The sequence below is a fragment of the uncultured Parasphingorhabdus sp. genome (assembly GCF_963677535.2).
GTDB lineage: Bacteria > Pseudomonadota > Alphaproteobacteria > Sphingomonadales > Sphingomonadaceae > Parasphingorhabdus.
The window spans coordinates 980,713-1,001,675 of the sequence record NZ_CAXXUT010000001.1; the positions used below are offsets into that span (position 1 = coordinate 980,713).

The following is a 20,963-nucleotide window of genomic DNA, read 5'->3' on the forward strand; positions in this document are numbered from 1 at the left end:
TGTGGTTAACAAGCCGCTAAGTCGATTATTCCGCTATCCGCCTCTCCGATCCTTGGGAATCGTCGGTTTTTTCGCCGGATAGCGATCAAGAACGAGCGTCATGCCAGCGTAGAGCGCGGCGGCATATATGCCATAGCTGATCGGACCGAAAATAGCGGCAACGAGCAGCACCAGCAGCAACAGCCGCAGATCCGGCCGGATCAGCGCGAAACGGCTATTCGCTGATACACCCCGCAACAGCAGCAGATGGGCCAGCAACAATGCAAAAATCACCAGATTGGGCAGCAGGGTGACCGCGTCGGAATCCTGCAGCATCAGGATGGCGACGCTAGCGGCCACGATCAGATCCAGCCCCATGGCGGTCCAGTCCCTGCCCATTGCGGTGCCGTCAAATTGCAGCATCGTGGTTCGGGCCAATTGGGCGACGCTGCCGAAAAACAGCAGCCCGATCGCCGCAATTGCGTAGCCAAAGGCCGCCAGCCCGATAGCGGCAAGTCCGGCCACCAGCGAAAAAATCTGCAGATATTGCGGTGCGGCCTTTTTTCTCCACAACCGGGGAAGACTGCGCTTGATCAGGGGACGCAGCAGAAAGCGATTGAGAAAATTGTCCTTTCCCCAAGGCATTTCCTTCAATTTTCGCCGCGTATATTGCCCCGCGCTGAGGGCGCTCTGGATATGGGAGACCGCGCCTGCCCCCATCCGCCGGTCCGAGATGATTGCGCGCGGACAATCGGCCTGCACTGCGGTCCGCAGCAGCGCCGACCCGATCTCCCATTCATCCGGAATATCGATCATCGCCACCAGCCGCGATGCGTTGAGGGATAGAATGCCGAGCCACCGCTGGTTGAGATCGATGCGCTCGAATTCCTGATATTCCTCTGCATGCAACACGGTGAACAGCAATTCTTGCGGCGCGGCGCCCAGCTGGCCAATGATCTCGTCATTGGGGATGATGCCATCGGCCATGTAAACAATATGATCCTGCTCGCTCGCATATTGCACGAGATCGCTGGGACTGCGGACATATTCCGCGTCGAAGCCCAGCTGCTTCATTTCGTCGATTTTCTGCAATAATGCGCCGTGGGTGGCGGGACAGAGGAAGACAAATTTTTCGCAACCGATGCGCTGCGCGGCCTGAATCTGCAAGTCCAGCAAGGTTCCGGCGAACAACGGCAGCAGGGCAATCGGCCCCTGTCCGTCAAGATCGTCTTTTGCCAGAGAAATCAGAGCCAGTTTCACAAGATGGGGAGTCCCGAACGAAGAAGTGCCGATAGGTTCCTGTCCATATATGGTGGCGTCGGGACATGCCAAGCGATAATCGGTAATGTTTTGGCTGGAGTTTGCTTCTGGCTGACTAGCGGTCGTCCGGATGTGGATCAAACTGCGCTTCCCCGATCTCGTCATCGTGCCGACTGGCGAACCGATATACCGGTAGGGCAGCGCCCGCGGTCAGAACAGCAATGGCTAGAAGCAGATTTAGATTGCTTGGGGATGAGAATTCATCGGCAAGGAATATGATCGCTGCCCCGCCGGTTGCCAGCACGACTTACGTGCCACTCCAAGCAGCGGATGGTTCCTTGTTGCCGCTGGCACGCCTGTTCTTCGACTCAACAATGGTTAAAACCGCAATGGAAAGCCAGGATCCGAACTGTATATAACCAGACAGATGTCCGGGATCTGCGATGAACGAGTTCTCAATAAGCAGCCACCAGCCAAACAAGACCAAGACAAGCGCCGTGAGAATTATCTTCGCATATTTCATCGGGCTTTCATGGCTGAAAGGTGCGAACCGGGCAATATGTGCAACAAAGGCAGAAGCGAAAACTTGACCCGTGACATTCCTCTAAATTCGGGCGATGCCGGAGAGCTCGACGTGCCGAAGCCGGGATTTCAGTCCCGGTGCGCCTCGACCGCGGAAACCGCGCGTTCCAGTTTTCGCAGGATGACCGGATCGCCGGGTGCGCTATGGGCTGCCTCGTCCGCCAGTTGCAGGATCCTGGTCGCGGAGAAGCTCGCAGCCAGACCTTTCAGACGCCAGGCCGCATATTCCCAATTGGCATCACAGCGCGCTCTCCCTAGCAAATCAACCTGCCGCTTCGCGCTCTCCAGAAACGCCGCACGCAATTCTGCAATAAGGGGCTGATCGTCCCCCACCGCAGCCGTCAGAGCGGCATCCAGAGCTCCATAATCAAATGACATTCCAGCCGTTTACAAGCAATATGGTTAACTTATGGTTTCTAAGGCCCGATATTGTGTTAAATAGTCCCCATGGCAGGTGAATCAAAGATAATCGGGATGTGGCGCGACCGGGACGAAAGTGCCGGCGAGGACCAGACAGAATCAACCGCAGGCATCGAAAGCGAAGCGCCAGACCTGACTGCGGAACCGCATGATCTTTCAGAAGAAAACCGCGAAAACGACGATGGTTCACCGGATGACAACTGGGATTATTATGCCGAAGATGCGGCTTCGGCCCCTGCCCGGTCGCGCCTGCTGCCGCTGCTGCTGTTAACCATGATCGCAATAGGCTGGACCGCGTTTTTCCTCTGGGCCTACCGCGACATATTTACAACAATGGTGACTCCCAAGGCCGGAATTGACCTGTTCAGCCAATGGTGCCTGCCTATTGCCACGCTGGGCATTGCCTATCTGCTCTACATGCGTAACAGCACCCGTGAAGCCGGCCGCTTTTCCGATGTCGGCCTCTCGCTGCGCACTGAATCAGAATTGCTCGAAGCCCGATTGAAGACCGTCAATAATGAGCTTAGCGTCGCCCGGGAATTTCTCAGTCAGGAAAGCCGGGAACTGGAGTTTCTCGGAGAGCAGTCATCGGGCAAGCTCACCACCGCTGCTGGCCTGATCCGGAAATCGCTGGATGACGGGCTGGACAAGATGCAGAAACTGGATGATGTCGGTGGCGCTGCCTACAAGAATCTCGAGCAGCTGCGCGAACATCTGCCGGTGGTAATCAACACCGCAAAGGATGTAACCAACCAGATCGGCAATGCCGGACGTACCGCCCAGACCGAAATGGCGGCAATGGTTTCGACGCTCAGGAAAATCGGTGAGGTTGGCACGGCGGCCGAAAAGAGCCTGACCACCCTGACTGACAAATCCACGCTGTCGGTTGAAAATCTGGCCGTTGAAGCCGAGCGGATCAAGGCCAGCTTGGCGGAACAGTTGCAGGAAGCCGAAGCCGGATCGGAGCAGTTGGCAGCCCTGTTGCGGAAAACCACATCAGAAACCGTTGAAACCATCCACAAGACACGGGCACGGCTCGCCACGGAAGCTTCGGATTCCACCACAGCGATGCGGGCCGATCTGGACGCGCTGGAAACCGCTCTGGCAAGCGCGGGAAAAATAGCCGACGAAGAAGAAGTCCGCCTAAAAACCCTTGCCGAGACGCTCGATCGGAATATCACCGACATTGCCGAGAATCTCGCAAATCTCGACAATGAGAGCGGGGACAAGACGGCCAAGCTGGCCTTTGCCATGACCGCCATGGAACAGAATAGCGAAGCGCTGAAACAGTCGCTGGAAAATGGCTATGCCGTTGCCGATGGCATGATCGAAAGGATGGAGCGGCTGCTGGTCGCACTCGACAGCAGCGCTCGGGAAATGGACGAAACCCTGCCCACGGCTTTTGAGCGCGTGACAGAGAAATCGCAGGAAAGTCTGGCACTTTACAGCCAGATCGCCCGCGAAGCCCGCAAGGCACAGGAAGATGCCGGCAGGGTCGCCCAGCAGGTTGCCCAGACCGATCATTCGATTACCAAACAACAGGAACAGCTGGGCAAGTTGCGCGACAGGAGCGACGATACCAGCAAGTCGGTGGTCGAGCAGATTGATGATATTGCAAAAGCCATCGAAGCGGTGCGCGAACAGAATGAATCGCTAGCCGAGAGCGCCGGCGAGAAGATGATCACTGCGCTGTTGCGGGTGAAAGAGACCGCAAAACAGGCGTCGGAACATTCGCGTCAGGCGCTCGAAAATTCCATTGCCGGCTCGACCGAAACGTTCGAGAAAATGAGCGAAGAGGCGCTGAACCGGATTATCGACGACAAGATCGCCTCGATTGCTCCGAAACTGGAGCAGGCCGTTTCAAGCGCTGTCATAACCACCGAGTCGACCGCTGCCCATCTTGCCGACCAGCTCGCCGCCATCGAAGATATGACGACAAAGCTGGAACAGCGTATCCTGTTTGCCAAAGAGAAAGCCGAGCAGAGCAGCGACGAGAATTTCACCCGGCGGGTGGCGCAGCTTACGGAATCGCTCAATTCCATCTCGATCGATGTCGGCAAGATTTTGTCGAACGACGTTACCGACACCGAATGGGCCGCCTATCTGAAAGGCGATCGCGGTATTTTCACCCGTCGGGCGGTTCGCCTGCTCGACAACCGGGAAGTGCGCGAAATCCTCGCCCAATATTCCGGCAATGACGAATTCCGCGAGCATGTTAACCGCTATATCCACGATTTCGAGGCCATGCTGCGCGGCGTGCTCGCCACCCGCGATGGCAGCGCAATCAGCGTGACTCTGCTGTCATCCGACGTCGGCAAGCTCTATGTGGCGCTGGCCCAGGCGATCGAGCGCCTGCGCAACTAGCATCGGTCGCCTAGCGCATCCGTTCCCGGCTGTTGAAAATATCGATCGTGTCGAGCGTGATCCAGCCATTGGCATAGTTGAGATAGAATAGACCGAACGCCGCCGTTGCCAGCAATGTGGTCATCAGCAACACGCGCAACGGCCGAAAGTTGGCCGGCGCTCCATCCGCCTGTCCCTTGACCATCTCGACCCCGGATTCATGATGGTTCCGGATGCCGATGGGCAGCACGATGAAGGCTGCCGTCACCCAGAAAAGCACATAAATCGCAATGATCGAAGTGAGTTCCAAGGTCCGCTAAGCCTCCACCGTCAGTACCGAAACAATGGGCTTCTTGCCCGTCCACTCGGTTGCACTGCGGCGCACCAGCAGCCGGATTGCTTCGTTGAACTTGTCGATATCGCCGACCGGCTGGCTATATTTGCCAACAATCTTGTCGATGACCTCGTCGAGAAAATCTTCTTCGTCTTCCTCCAGCGGAACGCCGTTGAGTTTCAGCACCGGCTGGCCAAAAATTTTCCCCTTGTGGTCGAGGCCGATGGCAACCGAAATCAGGCCGTTATGAGCAGATTTGCGGCGCTCGTTCAGGGTTTTTCCGTCAGCCGGAATGATCACATCGCCGTCAACAACAAGCCGCCCGGTCCGCTCCTGCCCCAATATTTTCGGGCCATTGGGTGCCAGCCGGACGACATCGCCATTCTGCTGGAAGATCGCTTTGGGAATGCCGTGCTCAAGACCAAAGGCGGCCTGGGTTTTCATATGGCGGATCTCGCCATGGACCGGCACCAGGATTTCCGGTTTGATCCAGTCATACATTTGCGCCAGCTCCGGCTGACCGGGATGACCAGAGACATGGATATGCTCCTGCCGTTCGGTGATCATCACCACGCCTTTGGCCGCCAGCTGGTTCTGGATCCGGCCAATGGCGATTTCATTGCCGGGAATCTGCTTCGACGAGAAGAGCACATGATCGCCCTCGGAAAGCTTGATCTGGTGGCTGTCGCCGGCGATCCGGCCCAGCGCGGCCCGCGCCTCGCCCTGTCCGCCCGTGGCTATAATCATGATTTCGTGGCGCGGCAGGCTCATTGCTTCCTGGAAATCTACCGTCGGCGGAAAATCCTTGAGATAGCCGTTTTCGCGGCAATTTTCGATGATCCGGTCGAGCGAGCGGCCGGCGACGCAGAGCTTCCGGCCCGCGTGGATGGCAACCTCGCCCAAGGTCTGTAACCGGGCGGCATTGGAGGCAAAGGTGGTTATCACGACGCGGGTGTCGATTTCATCGACCACGCGCATCAGATTGCGACGGACTTCGCCTTCCGAACCGGAAGCATTGGTGTTGAAGACATTGGTCGAATCGCAAACCATCGCGAGGACGCCCTCGTCGCCTATTTTCTGCAATTCCTCGGGAGTCGACGGCACGCCAAGCACCGGCTCGTCATCCAGCTTCCAGTCACCAGTGTGAAAAATCCGGCCATAAGGCGTGTCAATCAGCATCGCATTGCCCTCGGCAATAGAATGCGCAATCGGCAGGTAGCGGAAACCGAACGGGCCGAGATCAAAACTGCCCTCATTGGGAATGATATTCAGTTCGACATCATTTTGCAGGCCAACCTCTTCCAGCTTGCGCCGGATCAGACCCGCCGTGAACGGCGTCGCAAACAATGGCACATCCAGATCGGCGGCAAAATAGGGAACCGCGCCAATATGATCCTCGTGCCCGTGGGTCAGCACGATACCGAGCAGGTCCTTCTGGTTTTTCTCGATAAATTCGAGATCGGGCAGGATCAGGTCGATCCCCGGATAGCTGGGATCGGCGAAGGTCATGCCGAGATCCACCATCACCCATTTGCCGTCACAGCCATAAAGATTGACGTTCATGCCGATTTCGCCCGAACCGCCAAGGGCCAGGAAGAGAAGTTCTTTTTTAGCTTTTGTCATGAAGCGTGTGTTGCTCGCTGATAGAGGAAATGCAGGCCCTGAAGAGTCAGGTCCGATTCCAGATGATCGAATACATCTGTATGTTCGTCAAAAAGTACGGCTAATCCGCCGGTAGCAATGATCTTCGTCGGGCGGCCGATTTGTGCTTTCGTGCGCGCTACCAGACCTTCGATCATCGCGACATAGCCCCAGAAGATGCCGATCAGCATCTGGCTTTCGGTGGTTGTGCCGATCACATTGTCATCTTGCGGCGATTCCAGTGCGATCCGTGGCAATTGCGCGGTCTTGCCGACCAGCGCATCGAGCGAGAGATTGATCCCGGGGGCGATAACACCGCCCTTATAGGCGCCTTGATAATCGGCAACGTCGAAGGTGGTCGCCGTCCCGAAATCGATGATGACGATATCCTGTCCGTATTTTTGGTGCGCGGCGATTACGTTGAGCACGCGGTCCGCGCCCACGCTGTCGGGCTGTTCGACATCGAGCGCAATACCCCAGTGCGCAGCGTCACGGCCGGCAATCAGCGGGCTCACGCCAAAATATTTTTCAGAAAGAACCGTCAGATTATGCAACGCGCGCGGAACAACGGTTCCGATGATCACCGCATCGACGGCGCCCAGCTCCAGCCCTTCGAGCTCAAGCAGCTGCCTGAGCCAGACGACATATTCGTCCGCTGTGCGACGGGCATCGGTGGCGATCCGCCAGCGCGCACGAATGTCGTCGCCGTCAAACAGAGCGAACACGACATTGGTATTTCCGGCATCTATGGCCAATAGCATAAGCGACTCTTCTGTTCAGCCGATGGAAATATCACCGGCGCGTATTTCGATAAGCGTTCCGTCGGCTTTTCTCAAGCGCAGCGCACCGTCGGCGGTCAGGCCGGCGAACTTGCCGCTGATTTTGTCGCCACCAATGTCGCTGGTTGTGACCGTCATTCCAACCGGATGCGCCAGCATCTGCCATTCTTTCAATATCCTGGCCAGCCCCGCTTCGCGCCAGAGCGTCACCCAGGCCTCAAACTCTTTCGACAGCCGGTCCAGAAACGCAGCGGCGTCGGTGATCGCCCCCTCCTGTTTCAGGCTGGTCACCGCCCGTCCCTCGACCTGTGGCGCCTGGGCGATGTTTACACCGATACCGACCACCACCTGCTCCTTCACCCGCTCCAGCAAGACACCGCAAATTTTCGCGTCCGACACCAGCACGTCATTGGGCCATTTGAGGAGCATCGGCGCATCGGGCAGAAAGTTGCGAAGGGTGGCATAAACGGCCAGTCCGGCAACAAAGGACAGCGAAGACGGTTCCGGATTCCCGGGCCGCAAATCCACGATCGTGCTGCAAAAGAGATTGCCTTGCGGGCTTTCCCATTTGCGGCCCCGGCGCCCTACCCCGCCGGTCTGCGTCTCGGCGCGCAGCCAGAAGCCTTCCGGTGCGCTACCGGCCAGAGCCAGCGCCTTCACATCCGCATTGGTCGATGCGGTCTCGGCAACAGTCTCTACGAATATAGTCAGAAAAGCGACGCCGCAGCAGCGTTGGTTATCGGCGCCATGAACGGGATTGCCAGATAGCCAAGCGGAGAGACAAACAATGCCATGAGCGCGATCAGACCGTTTTCGGTCTTGTGCCCGGTCGCGACAATCTCGCCCGATGGATCATCAAAATAGATGATCTTGACGACCTTGATATAGTAGAAGGCACCGATCACCGATGCCGCAATACCGATTACCGCGAGCGGCAACATGCCGGCGGCTACGGCGGCATCAAAGACCAGGAACTTGCCCCAGAAACCGAAGAGCGGCGGGATACCGGCAAGCGAGAACATGAACACCGCAAATGCGGCAGCCAGACCGGGACGCGTCTGCGACAGTCCGGCAAGGCTGGAAAGGCTTTCCAGCGGCCTGCCGTCCTTGTCGCGCATTTCCAGCACGCAGATAAAGCTGCCCAGCGTCATCGCGACATAAATGGCGAGATAGAACATCATCGCCGAAATGCCCTCCGGCGTACCGGCAGCCAGGCCGATCAGCAGGAAACCGACATTGTTGATCGAGCTATAGGCGAGCAGACGCTTGATATTCTGTTGTCCGATCGCGGCAACCGCACCGAGAATGATCGAGGCCAACGCGACAAATATGATGATCTGCTGCCAGGCAGATGTCTGGCCGCCAAAGGCTTCGATAATGACCCGCGCCGTCAGCGCCACCGCGGCCACTTTCGGCGCGCTGGCGAAGAAGGTGCTGACCGGTGTCGGAGCGCCTTCGTAGACGTCGGGCGTCCACATATGGAACGGTACGGCGCTGATCTTGAAGGCCAGTCCCGAGAGAACCAGCACCAGACCGATCAGCGGACCGGTGGACAGATCACCGCTCAGCGTCTCGCCGATCACCGCAAAACTGGTCGAACCGGCAAAACCGTAGACTAGGGAAATGCCGAAGAGCAGCATCCCGCTGGCCAGCGCGCCCAGCACGAAATATTTCAGCCCCGCTTCGGACGAACGCACATCGGTGCGGATGAAGCTGGCCAGAACATAGGCCGACAGGCTGTTCAGTTCGAGACCGATATAAAGGGTCATCATGTCGGTCGCCGACACCATCATCCCCATGCCGACGCAGGCAAACAGGATCAGGACCGGATATTCCGGACGATATTTGCCGCCCGCCTGAAAGAATCGCGGTGCGATCATCAGGGAGACAATGGCGGCGATGTAGATCAGGAACTTCGCGGAACTGCCGAAGGCGTCCATACTATACTGGCCGTCAAAGGCGTACACCCCGCCCTTGAATTCGGGCATATGGGCCAGAACCATCAACAGGATCGAGGCGCCAAACAGCGCAGCGGCCGACAATATTGTCACCAGGCGCGCCGATTTTTCGCCGCCCCAGGCCGCAATCAGCAGCAGGATCAGACTGGAAACCGTGAGAAATACTTCCGGTGCAACCAGATAAAGGGAATTTCCGATATCCATCAGTGGGCCTCCCCATGAACTTCGTCCTGGGTCACGGCCTTGGCCTCTCCCATTTTAAGATGCGCATCGCCTTCCGGAGCCGCGCGATCGATACGCGCAACCAGCGCGCCAACATCACCGCGGATCGGCGCCATGAAGCTTTCGGGATAGACACCCATCCACATTACCGCAGCGGCGATCGGCGCGAGCAGCGCCATTTCCCGTGCGGAAAGATCCGGCATGGCTTTTACGTCCTCGTGGACAAGCTCCCCGAACGCCACCCGGCGATAGAGATAGAGCATATAGCCGGCGCCGAGGATGATCCCCGTCGTGGCGACCAGCGTCACCCAGCTGTTAACCTTGTACAGGCCGACCAGCGAGAGAAATTCGCCGACGAAACCGCTGGTGCCCGGCAGACCGATAGAGGCCATGGTGAACAGCATGAATAGAATGGCATATTTCGGCATGTTGATCGCCAACCCGCCGTAGCGATCGATCTCACGCGTATGCAGCCGGTCGTAGATGACGCCGACACAAAGGAAGAGCGCGCCGGACACCAGACCATGGCTCAGCATGACGATGACCGCGCCTTCGATGCCCTGACGGTTAAACGCGAACAGGCCGAGCGTAACAATCGCCATATGGGCAACCGACGAATAAGCGATCAGCTTCTTCATATCCTGCTGCACCAGCGCCACGAGAGACGTGTAGACCACGGCCACCATCGACAGGCCGAAGACCAGCCAGATGAACTGCTCGGACGCTTCGGGGAACATCGGCAGCGAGAAGCGCAGGAAGCCATAACCACCCATTTTCAGCAATACGCCTGCCAGAATCACCGAACCGGCGGTCGGCGCCTGAACGTGCGCGTCGGGCAGCCAGGTGTGGACCGGCCACATCGGCATCTTCACCGCGAAGCTGGCGAAGAAGGCCAGCCACAGCCATGTCTGTGCCTCGGGCGCGAAATCATAGTTGAGCAGGGTCGGAATGTCGCTGGTGCCGGCATCCTGCACCATCCACAGCATCGCGATCAGCATCACCACCGATCCGAGCAAGGTGTAGAGGAAAAATTTATAGCTGGCGTAAATCCGGTTCGCGCCGCCCCAGATACCGATAATCAGATACATCGGGATCAGGCCCGCTTCGAAAAGGATGTAGAAGAGGAAGATATCCTGCGCCGCAAAGACACCGATCATCAGCACCTCCATGAACAGGAAGGCTGCCATATATTCGCCGACTCGCGTCTGGATCGATTCCCAACTGGCACCGATACAGATCGGCATCAGGAAGACCGTGAGCATGATCAGCATCATCGAGATGCCGTCGATACCCAGGGCCCAGGCAAAATTGCCGAACAGATCGGATCGCTCGACATATTGCCACTGCGGGCCACCAATATCATAATTGGCCCAAAGCACCACGCCGAGGCCAAACAGCACCAGCGTCGTCACCAGCGCCAGCCAGCGCGCCGCCTGTGCGTTGAGGAACAGACAGATAATCGCTGCCAGCATCGGCAGGCCCATCATCAGCGACAGGATAGGAAAATCAAGCTGGTTCATTAGCTGGCTCCCCGCATGATGACCCAGGTCGCTGCGGCCGCCAGACCCAGCAGCATGACGAGCGCGTAGCTATAGAGATAGCCGCTCTGGAAGCGTTTCATCACGCCGGAGCCACTGGCGATCACCGATGCGATCCCGTTGGGACCGAAGCGATCGATCGTGCCTTCGTCCCCGGTCTTCCAGAATTTCCGGCCCAGCCAGAATGCGGGGCGGATGAAGATGAGATTGTACAACTCGTCAAAATACCATTTGTTGAAGAAGAAATTGTATAGCGGACTGAAGGTCGCAGCCAGTCTTGCCGGACGGTCTGTACCCCGGAAATACATGAAATAAGCGGTTGCGAGACCGGTCAGCATGGCCACGGTCGCGGACAATTTCACCCACAGCGGCACTTCGTGCATCGCGTGCATCAGGCCGGCGTCATAGGCAATGGATCCGTTCCAGAACGCGCCATCGTCGATAAAGGCATGGCTGAACACAAAGCCGGCAAAAACAGCACCGATGGAGAGAACGCCGAGAGGAATCAGCATAGATAACGGACTTTCATGCGGGTGATAGCCACCGGTCTGGTCAGCACCAGCCTCTTCCGGCGTCTTGTGAACGCTGTGCTGGATATGCTCGGACTGGATCCAGCGCGGCTTGCCCCAGAAGGTCAGGAACATCAGGCGCCAGCTGTAGAAGCTGGTCAGCAAGGCGGCGAGCACGCCGATGAAGAAGGCGAACTGGCCGGTTTCGCTGCCCGAGGCGAAGGCCGCCTCGATAATCGCGTCCTTGGAGTGGAAGCCGGCAAAGCCCGCGTGCAGCCAGTAGATACCGACACCGGTGATCGCCAGCGTACCGGCCATCATCGCCCAGAAGGTCAGCGGGATTTCTTTCCGCAGGCCGCCATAATAGCGCATGTCCTGCTCGTGGTGCATCGCGTGGATCACCGAACCGGCGCCGAGGAACAGCAAAGCCTTGAAGAAGGCGTGGGTGAACAGGTGGAACATCGCCACATTATAGGCACCAACGCCGGCGGCAAAGAACATATAGCCGAGCTGCGAACAGGTGGAATAAGCGATCACCCGCTTGATATCATTCTGGACCAGACCAACGGTCGCGGCGAATATCGCCGTACAGGCCCCGACAACCGTCACGACAGTCAGCGCAACATCGCTGGTTTCGAACATCGGCGACAGGCGGCAGACCATGAACACGCCTGCGGTCACCATCGTGGCCGCGTGGATCAGCGCCGACACCGGGGTCGGCCCTTCCATCGCGTCCGGCAACCAGGTGTGCAGACCGAGCTGCGCGGATTTGCCCATCGCGCCAACAAACAATAGCAGGCAGATGATCGTCATCGTGTCGAGACGCATGCCGGCAAAGGTGATCGTGGATCCGGCCATTCCCGGAGCGGCTTCGAGGATTTCGGGGATCGAGACCGTTCCGAAGACCAGAAATGTCGCGAAAATACCGAGCATGAACCCGAGGTCGCCAACGCGGTTGACGACAAAAGCCTTGATTGCAGCCGCATTGGCGCTCGGTTTCTTGAACCAGAAGCCGATCAGCAGATAGGAGGCCAGTCCCACGCCTTCCCAGCCAAAGAACATCTGGACCAGATTGTCGGCGGTCACCAGCATCAGCATGGCGAAGGTGAAGAGCGACAGATAGGCGAAGAAACGTGGCTGGTCCGGATCTTCGTCCATATAGCCCCAGCTATAGAGATGCACGAGCGCGGACACGGTGGTCACCACCACCAGCATCACGGCGGTCAGCGTGTCGACGCGCAGCGCCCAGTTAAATTGCAGGTCCCCGGAAATCAGCCAGGTCAGGACCGGCACGACCTCGGCGGAGCTGGATCCGCCCAGAAAGCCGAGAAAGATCGGCCAGCTCAGCGCACAGGACGCGAACAGCGCGCCGGTGGTGACGATCTTGGCCGGCACATTGCCGATGATACGATTGCCGAAACCGGCGACGATTGCTGCCAGCAGCGGCAGGAATACGATTAGCTGGATAGCCAAGGTCTTATCCCTTCATCCGGTTGACATCATCGACGGCAATCGTGCCGCGCTGACGGAAATAGATCACGAGAATGGCCAGCCCGATAGCGGCCTCGCCTGCCGCCACGGTCAGGATGAACATGGCGAAAATCTGCCCGGTCATATCGCCGAGAAAGGCGCTGAACGCGACAAAGTTGAGGTTCACCGCGAGCAGGATCAGTTCGATCGCCATCAGGATGATGATGACATTCTTGCGATTGAGAAAGATGCCGAGCATGCCCATCACGAACAGGATCGAGCTGACAACGAGATAATGTTCAATGCCGATCACAATTCCACTCCCTTGCCAACTTCTGGCTGTGTGTTGCGGGTCGCGTCTTCGGGACGCCGGGCGACCTGATCGGCGACATTCTGCTTGCGCACGCCGCCACGGGTTCGCAGGGTCAGCACGATTGCACCGACCATCGCGACCAGCAAGATCATGCCCGCGGCCTCGAACAGGAAGACATATTTGCTGTACAGCAAGGCGCCCAGCTGCTCGATATTCGACGGCGCGCCTTCGGGCAGGCCGACCGCAGCGGTGGCCTCGCCCATACCGGCAGACTGCCAGGTACCGACACCAAAGATAATCTCGACCACCAGCACCAGCGCGAGCAACAGACCGAGCGGCAGGTTCTTCATGAACCCGGCGCGCAATTCGGCAAAATCAATGTCGAGCATCATCACGACAAACAGGAACAATACCGCGACCGCACCAACATAGACGATGACCAGCAGCGCCGCGATAAACTCCGCGCCGACCAGCAGCATCAGTCCCGCCGCATTGAAGAAGGCCAGGATCAGCCACAAGACGCTATGCACCGGGTTGCGCGAGAAAATGCACAGGGCACCACTGGCAAGCACGATGGATGCGAAGAGATAGAAAGCGAATATTTGCATTATACACTTCCTCCCTGAAACGAAGCTTTGGGGAGGTGGCGCGCCGAAGCCTTGGCGAAGGCGTGACGGAGGGGCCGCGAACGAAGCGAGCGCTGCGCACTCGCCCCCTCCACCAACCTGCGGTTGCTCCCCCTCCCCATGCTACGCATCGGGAAGAAATATACAGCGCAATTTTGCAAAAAGGCCCCCATCTCAATCATCACAGCGCCCATTACCGATAGGGCGCATCGGCGGCAAGGTTTGCCGCGATTGCCCGCTCCCATTTATCGCCGTTTTCGAGCAGCTTCGACTTGTCGTAAATCAGCTCTTCACGCGTTTCCGTTGCATATTCGAAATTCGGCCCCTCGACGATCGCATCGACCGGACAGGCTTCCTGACAGAAACCGCAGTAGATGCACTTGGTCATGTCAATGTCATAGCGCGTGGTCCGGCGCGAACCGTCTTCGCGCGGTTCGGCCTCGATCGTGATCGCCTGCGCCGGGCAGACCGCTTCGCACAGCTTGCAGGCGATGCAGCGTTCCTCGCCATTGGGATAGCGGCGCAGCGCATGCTCCCCCCGGAACCGCGGCGAAATCGGGTTCTTTTCATAGGGATAGTTGATCGTCTTCTTCGGCTTGAAGAAATATTTCAGCGTCAGCAAATGCGCGCCGATAAATTCCCAAAGCGTGAAGGCCTTGATGGTTTGTGCAATACTCATAGCGGCAATCCAAACTTGTCAATCATCACATAGCCGCTGACCAGGAACACCCAGAGCAGGCTAAGCGGCAGGAATATCTTCCAGCCCAGACGCATCAGCTGGTCATAGCGGTAGCGCGGAACCGTCGCCATCACCCAGCTGAAGATGAAGAAGAAAAAGAACATCTTGCCGAACAGCCAGACGATACCCGGAATATCGAACCACGGGATCCAGTCGACATCCAGCGGCGGCAGCCAGCCACCCCAGAAGAGGATCGCGTTGAGCGCGCACATCAGCAGGATATTGGCATATTCACCCAGCCAGAACAGGGCGAAACTCATCGAGCTATATTCGGTCTGGTAACCGGCGACCAGCTCGCTCTCCGCCTCGGTCAGGTCAAAGGGATGCCGCGCGGTTTCCGCCATCGAGGCGATCAGGAATATTACCGCCATCGGGAACAACAGCGGGTTCAGGCCATAGGCATTAACGAGACCGAATATATGGCCTTCCTGCGAAAGCACGATATCGGAAAGATTGAATGTCCCCGCGAACAATACCACCGAGATCAGGATGAAGCCGATCGAGACTTCATAGGAAATCATCTGCGCGGCGGCGCGCATGGCGGAGAAAAACGGATATTTCGAGTTACTCGCCCAACCGGCGATAACTACGCCATAGACCCCTAGCGAACTGATCGCGAGAATATAGAGCAAGCCGATATTGATATTGGCCAACACCATGCCATCGCCGAACGGAATCACCGCCCAGGCCAGCAGGGCCACGGTAAAGGTGATGATCGGCGCCAGCAGGAACAGGCCCTTGTTGGCGCTCGACGGAATAATCGTTTCCTGCAGGAACACTTTCAGACCATCGGCAAATGATTGCAGCAAGCCAAAGGGCCCGACCACATTGGGACCACGCCGCAACGCCATTGCTGCCCAGACCTTGCGGTCGACATAGATGATCATCGCGACAGCCAGCATCAGCGGCAGCGCGATCAGCAGGATCAACGCCAGCGTGGCCACGAACCAGCCGAGCTCAGCGCCAAGGAATGTGGATTGGAGAAATTCGGTCATCTAATATTTCCTCCCTGAAGCGCCGCTTTGGGGAGGTGGCGCGCCGAAGGCGTGGCGGAGGGGCCGAACGCAGTGAGGTGGCGCGGTGCCCCTCCACCATCCTGCGGATGATCCCCCTCCCCGTGCTTCGCACAAGGAGGAAAAATGGCAGTCACATTATTCACTCTGCCGCCTCCATAATCTCGTCATCGGCGTGCAGCAGTTCCGCGGAACAGCGCTGCATGGTCGCGCTGGCGCGGGCGATGCTGTTGGTCAGGTAGAAATCCTTGACCGGATGGACGCCCTGCCCTGCTGGCTTGTCCGGCAATCCGGTTGGCGGCGACCATGCGAGCGTCACCAGACCTTCTGCGGCCAGTTCGGGATGGTCCTTCGCCATATTGGCGCGCAATTCTTCAAAACTGTCGAACGGCAGCGTCTTGCCCATCACATCGGACAAGGCCCGCAAGATGGTCCAGTCCTCGCGCGCGTCACCCGGCGCAAAGATCGCCTTGTTCGAACGCTGCACACGGCCCTCGAGATTGACATAGGTGCCATTTTTCTCGGTATAGGCAGCCCCCGGCAGAATGACATCCGCCGCATGGGCACCGGCATCGCCATGATGGCCGATATAGACCTTGAAGCTCTTGTTGAATTGGGAAAAGTCGGTTTCATCCGCGCCCAGTGCAAAGACCAGCTTCGGCTGCTTCGCCGCAATCGCCTTGATCCCGCCGTCAGAGGCATAGCCGAGCATGAGCCCGCCGGTGCGCGAGGCCCCGATATGCAGGACGTTGAAACCGTTCCAGCCATCGCGGACCAGCTTGTATTTGCTGGCCAGCTTGAGCGCCGCGCCATGCGCGCCCTCGATGCTGAGCGCGCCACCGCCGAGAATGATCGCGGGCTTCTCTGCCCCTTTCAGTGCATCGGCAAGCGCCTTGGGGAGTTTTGCCAGCAAGCCCATATCGTCGCCCAGCCATTCGACCGGATAGGTCTGGTCCGCTTCCGGCCCGATGCCGTAAACCTTCGCGCCGCGCTGGCGCACGGCCTTGCGGATACGGGTATTGACCAGCGACGCTTCCCAGCGCGGGTTGGTCGAAACAAGCAGGATCACATCCGCTTCTTCGATACCGGCGATGGTAGAGTTGAAATTCACCGCAGCGAGACTGGAGACATCATAGGACAGTCCGGTCTGGCGGCCTTCCAGCATGTCCGATTTCATCGACTTGAGCAGCTTTTTCGCCGCGTACATGGTTTCGCAGTCCACCAGATCACCGGCAATAGCGGCCACAGAACTGCCCGCGTTCACATCGGCAATCGCCTGGAAGGCTTCGTTCCAGCTTGCGGCTTCCAGCTTGCCGTTCTTGCGCACATAAGGCTTGTCGAGACGGCGCTTCATCAGGCCATCGATGGCGTGGCGGGTCTTGTCGGTCGCCCATTCCTCGTTTACGTCATCATTGACGCGCGGCAGCGCGCGCAGCACTTCACGGCCACGGCTGTCGATGCGGATATTGGTGCCGACGCCGTCCATCACGTCGATGCCGAGCGTCTTGGTCAATTCCCAGGAACGCGCTTCAAAAGCGTAAGGCTTGCTGGTCAGCGCACCAACCGGGCAGAGGTCGACAACATTGCCGCTGAGTTCGCTGTGCACCGCGCCTTCGAGATAGGAGGTAATCTCCATCCCCTCGCCTCGGCCAATAGCGCCAATTTCCTCGACGCCGGCGACTTCCTCGGCAAAGCGCACGCAGCGGGTGCAGTGGATGCAGCGGGTCATCGCAGTCTTGACGATCGGCCCCATATATTTCTCGGTCACCGCGCGCTTATTCTCTTCGTAGCGCGAGCCGCCCTTGCCATAGGCCATGGCCTGATCCTGCAGATCGCATTCGCCGCCCTGGTCGCAAATCGGGCAATCGAGCGGATGGTTGATCAGGAGAAATTCCATCACCCCTTCGCGCGCCTTCTTGACCATTTCGCTGTCGGTGCGGATTTCCTGCCCTTCGGCAGCGGGCAGCGCGCAGCTCGCCTGCGGCTTCGGTGGTCCCGGCTTTACCTCGACCAGACACATGCGGCAATTGCCGGCGATGGACAGCCGCTCATGGTAACAGAAACGTGGAATTTCCTTACCCGCCAGCTCGGCCGCCTGCAGCACAGTCGCGCCCTGCGGAACCTCGATTTCAACGCCATCTACGGTGACTTTAGGCATTAGTTTTGCGCCTCGGTTGTTTCAGTGGCTTCCATTCCCAGAGCCAATTTCATATCCAGTTCATAAGCAACTTCTGCAAGAAGCGTTCGCAATTCTAGACGGGTGAAACCGAATTGCTGGCCTTCGGAAACCGGCAGACAATGGCTCATTTCGGCTTGCAGGGATGCAAATGCCGCATCCTCGTCGTTCGAATATGGCTTTGTACCAAAAAGCGCGAGCGTCTTGGCTGGAGCCATCCGGGAAACACATTCGGAGAACTGCTTCAGGGCGATGGCTTTTACGATCGCATCGCTCGTACCATCGGCTAATGTTGTGACCCGGTAGAGGGGCTCGACAGAAGAATAGTCGCCGACCGCATCACTGCGGTATTTCCGACTTAGCAAGGCACCGGACAAAGCAGCCCTGAAAAGCGACCCGGAAAATTTTATTTCCGATCCCGCCGGGATGCAGCCGCGATTTTTCGTGGCGAGCAACTTTGTCATTCTGACATTTTCGTCCGAGTTGTCCGCTCCAATCAAAATGTCCTCTGCGCGCCGGCGGTCATGTTTCGCCACACAATTGGCATATCTCCAGAAATGCGTAACAGCCTGCCGCTCGCTGGCCTGCGAAGTTTGCGCATAAGCCGGGCCACCAAACCCGTCGATTGCCATCAGGGCCATGAGTATGAATGCAAGGACCGGTTTCACGCGGCCGCCTCCAGCACAGCTGACCCGATCGGGTGGCCATGTCCCATGTCATTTATGATGAGCCCAAACATTAGTCCTGCGCCTCTGGCGGAGTATTTTCTCCGGCTGACGGCGCTCCAACGACGAAGCGCTGCCACATTCCGTCGGCTGCAAAGCCGCGGATATTGGCGGGCTTGAGCTGAAGCTGCTGACCGGCGACGATGCAGGCGCTCAGGGCTGGAACCAGAGCGACGGCCGCATCCTTTTCGGCTTTCGTACCGGAAGCCGTGCGGAGCAGCTTGTCTGCATTTACCGGATCCTGGCTCGCAATACAGTCGGACATGATCCCCAGAGCCTTTGCCGTTGGCAACATATCGCCGCTCGTCACATAGTCGCGCGGCTTGGCTGCCCATATCTCGTGATTGGTCGGCACTTTGGGATGCGCGCGCAAATAGGCTGCTTCGAGCATCATGTAGCGGAAAGCCGACGGAGAAAACGAAATCGAGCTCTGGACCGCATCGCCCTGCATGACAAAACATTCGCGGATATTCCACTGGCGGAACATTTTTGATTCCTCGATCCCAGCGCCCTCGAAATCGACGGTCAACGGGTCGCTGATGACCAGCAGGCCATCAATCTGCTTCTGGTGCGGACCATAAGCGCAACTGACATAGCGGTCCCTGACCAGACCATCCCTGACCGGATCGGGCTTTTCCGGACGGACCGGTATCTTCGAACCGAGCTGGATGTCGGGATCGACCTGCGCAAGGGCGGGACTTCCGATGCCGACAGCCACGAGGGCGCCCAATATTACCGATGCGATTTTCATTCCGCTGCCTCCAGCACGTTCGTGCCTTTATGTTCGTGTATCCGCCGCTCCATCTCGGGGCGGAAGTGTCTGATCAGTCCCTGGATCGGCCAGGCCGCCGCGTCGCCGAGCGCACAGATCGTGTGGCCTTCGACCTGCTTGGTCACTTCGTAGAGCGTATCGATATCCTCGATATCCGCGTCGCCATCGCGCATTTTTTCCATCACCCGCCACATCCAGCCGGTGCCTTCGCGGCACGGCGTGCACTGGCCGCAGCTTTCATGCTTGTAGAAATAGCTAAGCCGCGAAATCGCGCGGACGATATCGGTCGACTTGTCCATCACGATGACCGCAGCCGTACCAAGACCGGAACCGAGATCCTTCAGACCGTCAAAGTCCATTGGCGCGTCCATGATCTGCTCGGCCGGCACCAGCGGAACCGAAGAACCGCCGGGAATAACCGCGAGCAGATTGTCCCAGCCGCCGGTGATACCGCCGCAATGTTTCTCGATCATGTCTCTGAACGGAATCGACATGGCTTCCTCGAACACCGCCGGTTTGTCGACATGGCCGGACACCTGGAACAGTTTCGTGCCGTGATTGCCCTCGCGACCAAAGCTGGCGAACCAGCTGGCACCGCGCCGCAGGATTGTCGGAACGACCGCGATCGATTCAACATTGTTGACCGTTGTCGGGCAGCCGTAAAGGCCGGCACCCGCAGGAAATGGCGGCTTGAGACGCGGCTGGCCCTTCTTGCCCTCGAGGCTTTCGATCATCGCGGTTTCTTCGCCGCAAATATAGGCGCCGGCGCCGCGGTGGACGAAGACATCGAAATCATAGCCGGACTTGGCCGCATTCTTGCCGATCAGGCCAGCGTCATAGGCTTCCTTGACGGCCGCCTCCATGACCTTGGCCTCGAAAATATACTCGCCGCGAATATAGATATAGGCGGCGCGCGCGCGCATCGCGAAACCCGCGATCAGCGCGCCTTCGATCAATTTATGCGGATCGTTGCGCAGGATTTCGCGGTCCTTGCAGCTGCCCGGTTCGGATTCATCGGCGTTGATCACAAGAAAGCTCGGCCGCGGATTGCCCTGGCTATCCTTGGGCGCTTCCTTGGGCATGAACGACCATTTCAGACCGGTCGGAAAACCCGCGCCGCCACGACCGCGCAGGCCGCTCGCCTTCATTTCCTCGATGATCTTGTCATTGCCGCGCTTGATGATATCGGCGGTATTGTCCCAGTCGCCGCGATGCTGCGCCTCTTTCAGCCCCCAGTGCTGGAAACCGTAGACATTGGTGAAGATGCGGTCCTTGTCCTGAAGGAAATCAAACGCCATTATTTTTTCCTCCAGCGACCCCACAGGCCGCCAAAAATACCAAGGATGACCACGGCGAGCCCGATCCAGCCTGCATATCCGTCGAGTAGCATGGCATCAATATCCTCCCTGAAGCGCAGCTTTGGGGGGCGTCGGGTTGGATTGCCCCCGGCAATCCAAGATCGATCTGGGAGATCGATCGACCCTAAGCCGGACCGCGCGAAGCGTGGAGGAGGGGTAAAATCCGCAGAGCGCAGCGTGCGTCGCCGCCCCTCCGTCAGTCCTGC

At 58.3% G+C, this 20,963-nt stretch carries 19 protein-coding genes; 1 reads left to right on the forward strand and 18 read right to left on the reverse strand.

Annotated features, from left to right (window positions below):
• Positions 1–33 precede the first annotated feature (33 nt).
• The 3 genes from ACHZCJ_RS04690 to ACHZCJ_RS04700 all read right to left on the reverse strand — a co-directional run bounded on the left by ACHZCJ_RS04690 (position 34) and on the right by ACHZCJ_RS04700 (position 2,199).
• Positions 34–1,239 (reverse strand): hypothetical protein, encoded by a 1,206-nt coding sequence (locus tag ACHZCJ_RS04690; protein ID WP_321324313.1) that lies wholly within the window; start codon positions 1,237–1,239, stop codon positions 34–36.
• Between the two features lie 307 nt (positions 1,240–1,546).
• The gene (locus ACHZCJ_RS04695; RefSeq protein ID WP_321324316.1) at positions 1,547–1,762 is read right to left on the reverse strand and encodes a hypothetical protein; all 216 of its coding nucleotides are present in this window, start codon (positions 1,760–1,762) and stop codon (positions 1,547–1,549) included.
• A 128-nt stretch (positions 1,763–1,890) separates the two neighbouring features.
• On the reverse strand, positions 1,891–2,199 hold the full coding sequence (locus ACHZCJ_RS04700) for an Hpt domain-containing protein (RefSeq protein WP_159641940.1): 309 nt from the start codon (positions 2,197–2,199) through the stop codon (positions 1,891–1,893).
• 69 nt (positions 2,200–2,268) lie between these two features.
• On the opposite strand from ACHZCJ_RS04700, the gene ACHZCJ_RS04705 reads away from it, so the two are divergent.
• A complete protein-coding gene (locus ACHZCJ_RS04705) occupies positions 2,269–4,605 on the forward strand; it encodes a hypothetical protein (RefSeq protein ID WP_321324318.1) in 2,337 nt (778 codons plus the stop codon).
• Positions 4,606–4,615: 10 nt separating this feature from the next.
• Here ACHZCJ_RS04705 and ACHZCJ_RS04710 read toward each other — a convergent pair whose 3' ends face one another.
• From ACHZCJ_RS04710 to nuoF, 15 genes are all read right to left on the reverse strand, one after another.
• Entirely contained in the window at positions 4,616–4,894 is a 279-nt protein-coding gene (locus ACHZCJ_RS04710; RefSeq protein ID WP_159641934.1) for a DUF1467 family protein, read from the reverse strand.
• 6 nt (positions 4,895–4,900) lie between these two features.
• Positions 4,901–6,541 carry a ribonuclease J gene (locus ACHZCJ_RS04715; protein WP_321324321.1) on the reverse strand — a complete coding sequence of 547 codons (1,641 nt, stop codon included), beginning with the start codon at positions 6,539–6,541 and terminating at the stop codon, positions 4,901–4,903.
• Positions 6,538–7,320, reverse strand: coding sequence for a type III pantothenate kinase (locus ACHZCJ_RS04720; RefSeq protein ID WP_321324323.1), 783 nt, complete (start codon positions 7,318–7,320; stop codon positions 6,538–6,540). Before ACHZCJ_RS04720 ends, ACHZCJ_RS04715 begins: the two co-directional genes overlap by 4 nt.
• 15 nt (positions 7,321–7,335) lie before the next feature.
• A complete protein-coding gene (locus ACHZCJ_RS04725) occupies positions 7,336–8,127 on the reverse strand; it encodes a biotin--[acetyl-CoA-carboxylase] ligase (protein WP_394700059.1) in 792 nt (263 codons plus the stop codon).
• Complete coding sequence (nuoN, locus tag ACHZCJ_RS04730; protein WP_321324325.1) at positions 8,046–9,500, reverse strand: NADH-quinone oxidoreductase subunit NuoN; 1,455 nt, start codon at positions 9,498–9,500, stop codon at positions 8,046–8,048. Before nuoN ends, ACHZCJ_RS04725 begins: the two co-directional genes overlap by 82 nt.
• Complete coding sequence (locus ACHZCJ_RS04735; RefSeq protein ID WP_321324327.1) at positions 9,500–11,038, reverse strand: NADH-quinone oxidoreductase subunit M; 1,539 nt, start codon at positions 11,036–11,038, stop codon at positions 9,500–9,502. The genes nuoN and ACHZCJ_RS04735 overlap by 1 nt, the downstream gene beginning before the upstream one ends.
• Positions 11,038–13,038: an NADH-quinone oxidoreductase subunit L gene (gene nuoL, locus ACHZCJ_RS04740; RefSeq protein ID WP_321324330.1), complete on the reverse strand. Its 2,001-nt coding sequence runs from the start codon at positions 13,036–13,038 to the stop codon at positions 11,038–11,040. Before nuoL ends, ACHZCJ_RS04735 begins: the two co-directional genes overlap by 1 nt.
• A 4-nt stretch (positions 13,039–13,042) precedes the next feature.
• Positions 13,043–13,348, reverse strand: a complete 306-nt coding sequence (nuoK, locus tag ACHZCJ_RS04745; RefSeq protein ID WP_089132663.1) for an NADH-quinone oxidoreductase subunit NuoK — start codon at positions 13,346–13,348, stop codon at positions 13,043–13,045.
• Positions 13,345–13,959: an NADH-quinone oxidoreductase subunit J gene (locus tag ACHZCJ_RS04750; protein ID WP_159647867.1), complete on the reverse strand. Its 615-nt coding sequence runs from the start codon at positions 13,957–13,959 to the stop codon at positions 13,345–13,347. Before ACHZCJ_RS04750 ends, nuoK begins: the two co-directional genes overlap by 4 nt.
• A 208-nt stretch (positions 13,960–14,167) precedes the next feature.
• Positions 14,168–14,653, reverse strand: a complete 486-nt coding sequence (nuoI, locus tag ACHZCJ_RS04755) for an NADH-quinone oxidoreductase subunit NuoI (RefSeq protein ID WP_321324333.1) — start codon at positions 14,651–14,653, stop codon at positions 14,168–14,170.
• A complete protein-coding gene (nuoH, locus tag ACHZCJ_RS04760) occupies positions 14,650–15,708 on the reverse strand; it encodes an NADH-quinone oxidoreductase subunit NuoH (RefSeq protein ID WP_321324335.1) in 1,059 nt (352 codons plus the stop codon). Before nuoH ends, nuoI begins: the two co-directional genes overlap by 4 nt.
• A 160-nt stretch (positions 15,709–15,868) precedes the next feature.
• Positions 15,869–17,884, reverse strand: coding sequence for an NADH-quinone oxidoreductase subunit NuoG (gene nuoG / locus ACHZCJ_RS04765; RefSeq protein WP_321324337.1), 2,016 nt, complete (start codon positions 17,882–17,884; stop codon positions 15,869–15,871).
• Positions 17,884–18,279: a hypothetical protein gene (locus tag ACHZCJ_RS04770; RefSeq protein WP_394700037.1), complete on the reverse strand. Its 396-nt coding sequence runs from the start codon at positions 18,277–18,279 to the stop codon at positions 17,884–17,886. Before ACHZCJ_RS04770 ends, nuoG begins: the two co-directional genes overlap by 1 nt.
• A gap of 361 nt (positions 18,280–18,640) precedes the next feature.
• Positions 18,641–19,378, reverse strand: a complete 738-nt coding sequence (locus tag ACHZCJ_RS04775) for a hypothetical protein (RefSeq protein ID WP_321324341.1) — start codon at positions 19,376–19,378, stop codon at positions 18,641–18,643.
• Positions 19,375–20,697 carry an NADH-quinone oxidoreductase subunit NuoF gene (gene nuoF / locus ACHZCJ_RS04780; RefSeq protein WP_321324343.1) on the reverse strand — a complete coding sequence of 441 codons (1,323 nt, stop codon included), beginning with the start codon at positions 20,695–20,697 and terminating at the stop codon, positions 19,375–19,377. Before nuoF ends, ACHZCJ_RS04775 begins: the two co-directional genes overlap by 4 nt.
• Positions 20,698–20,963 lie beyond the last annotated feature (266 nt).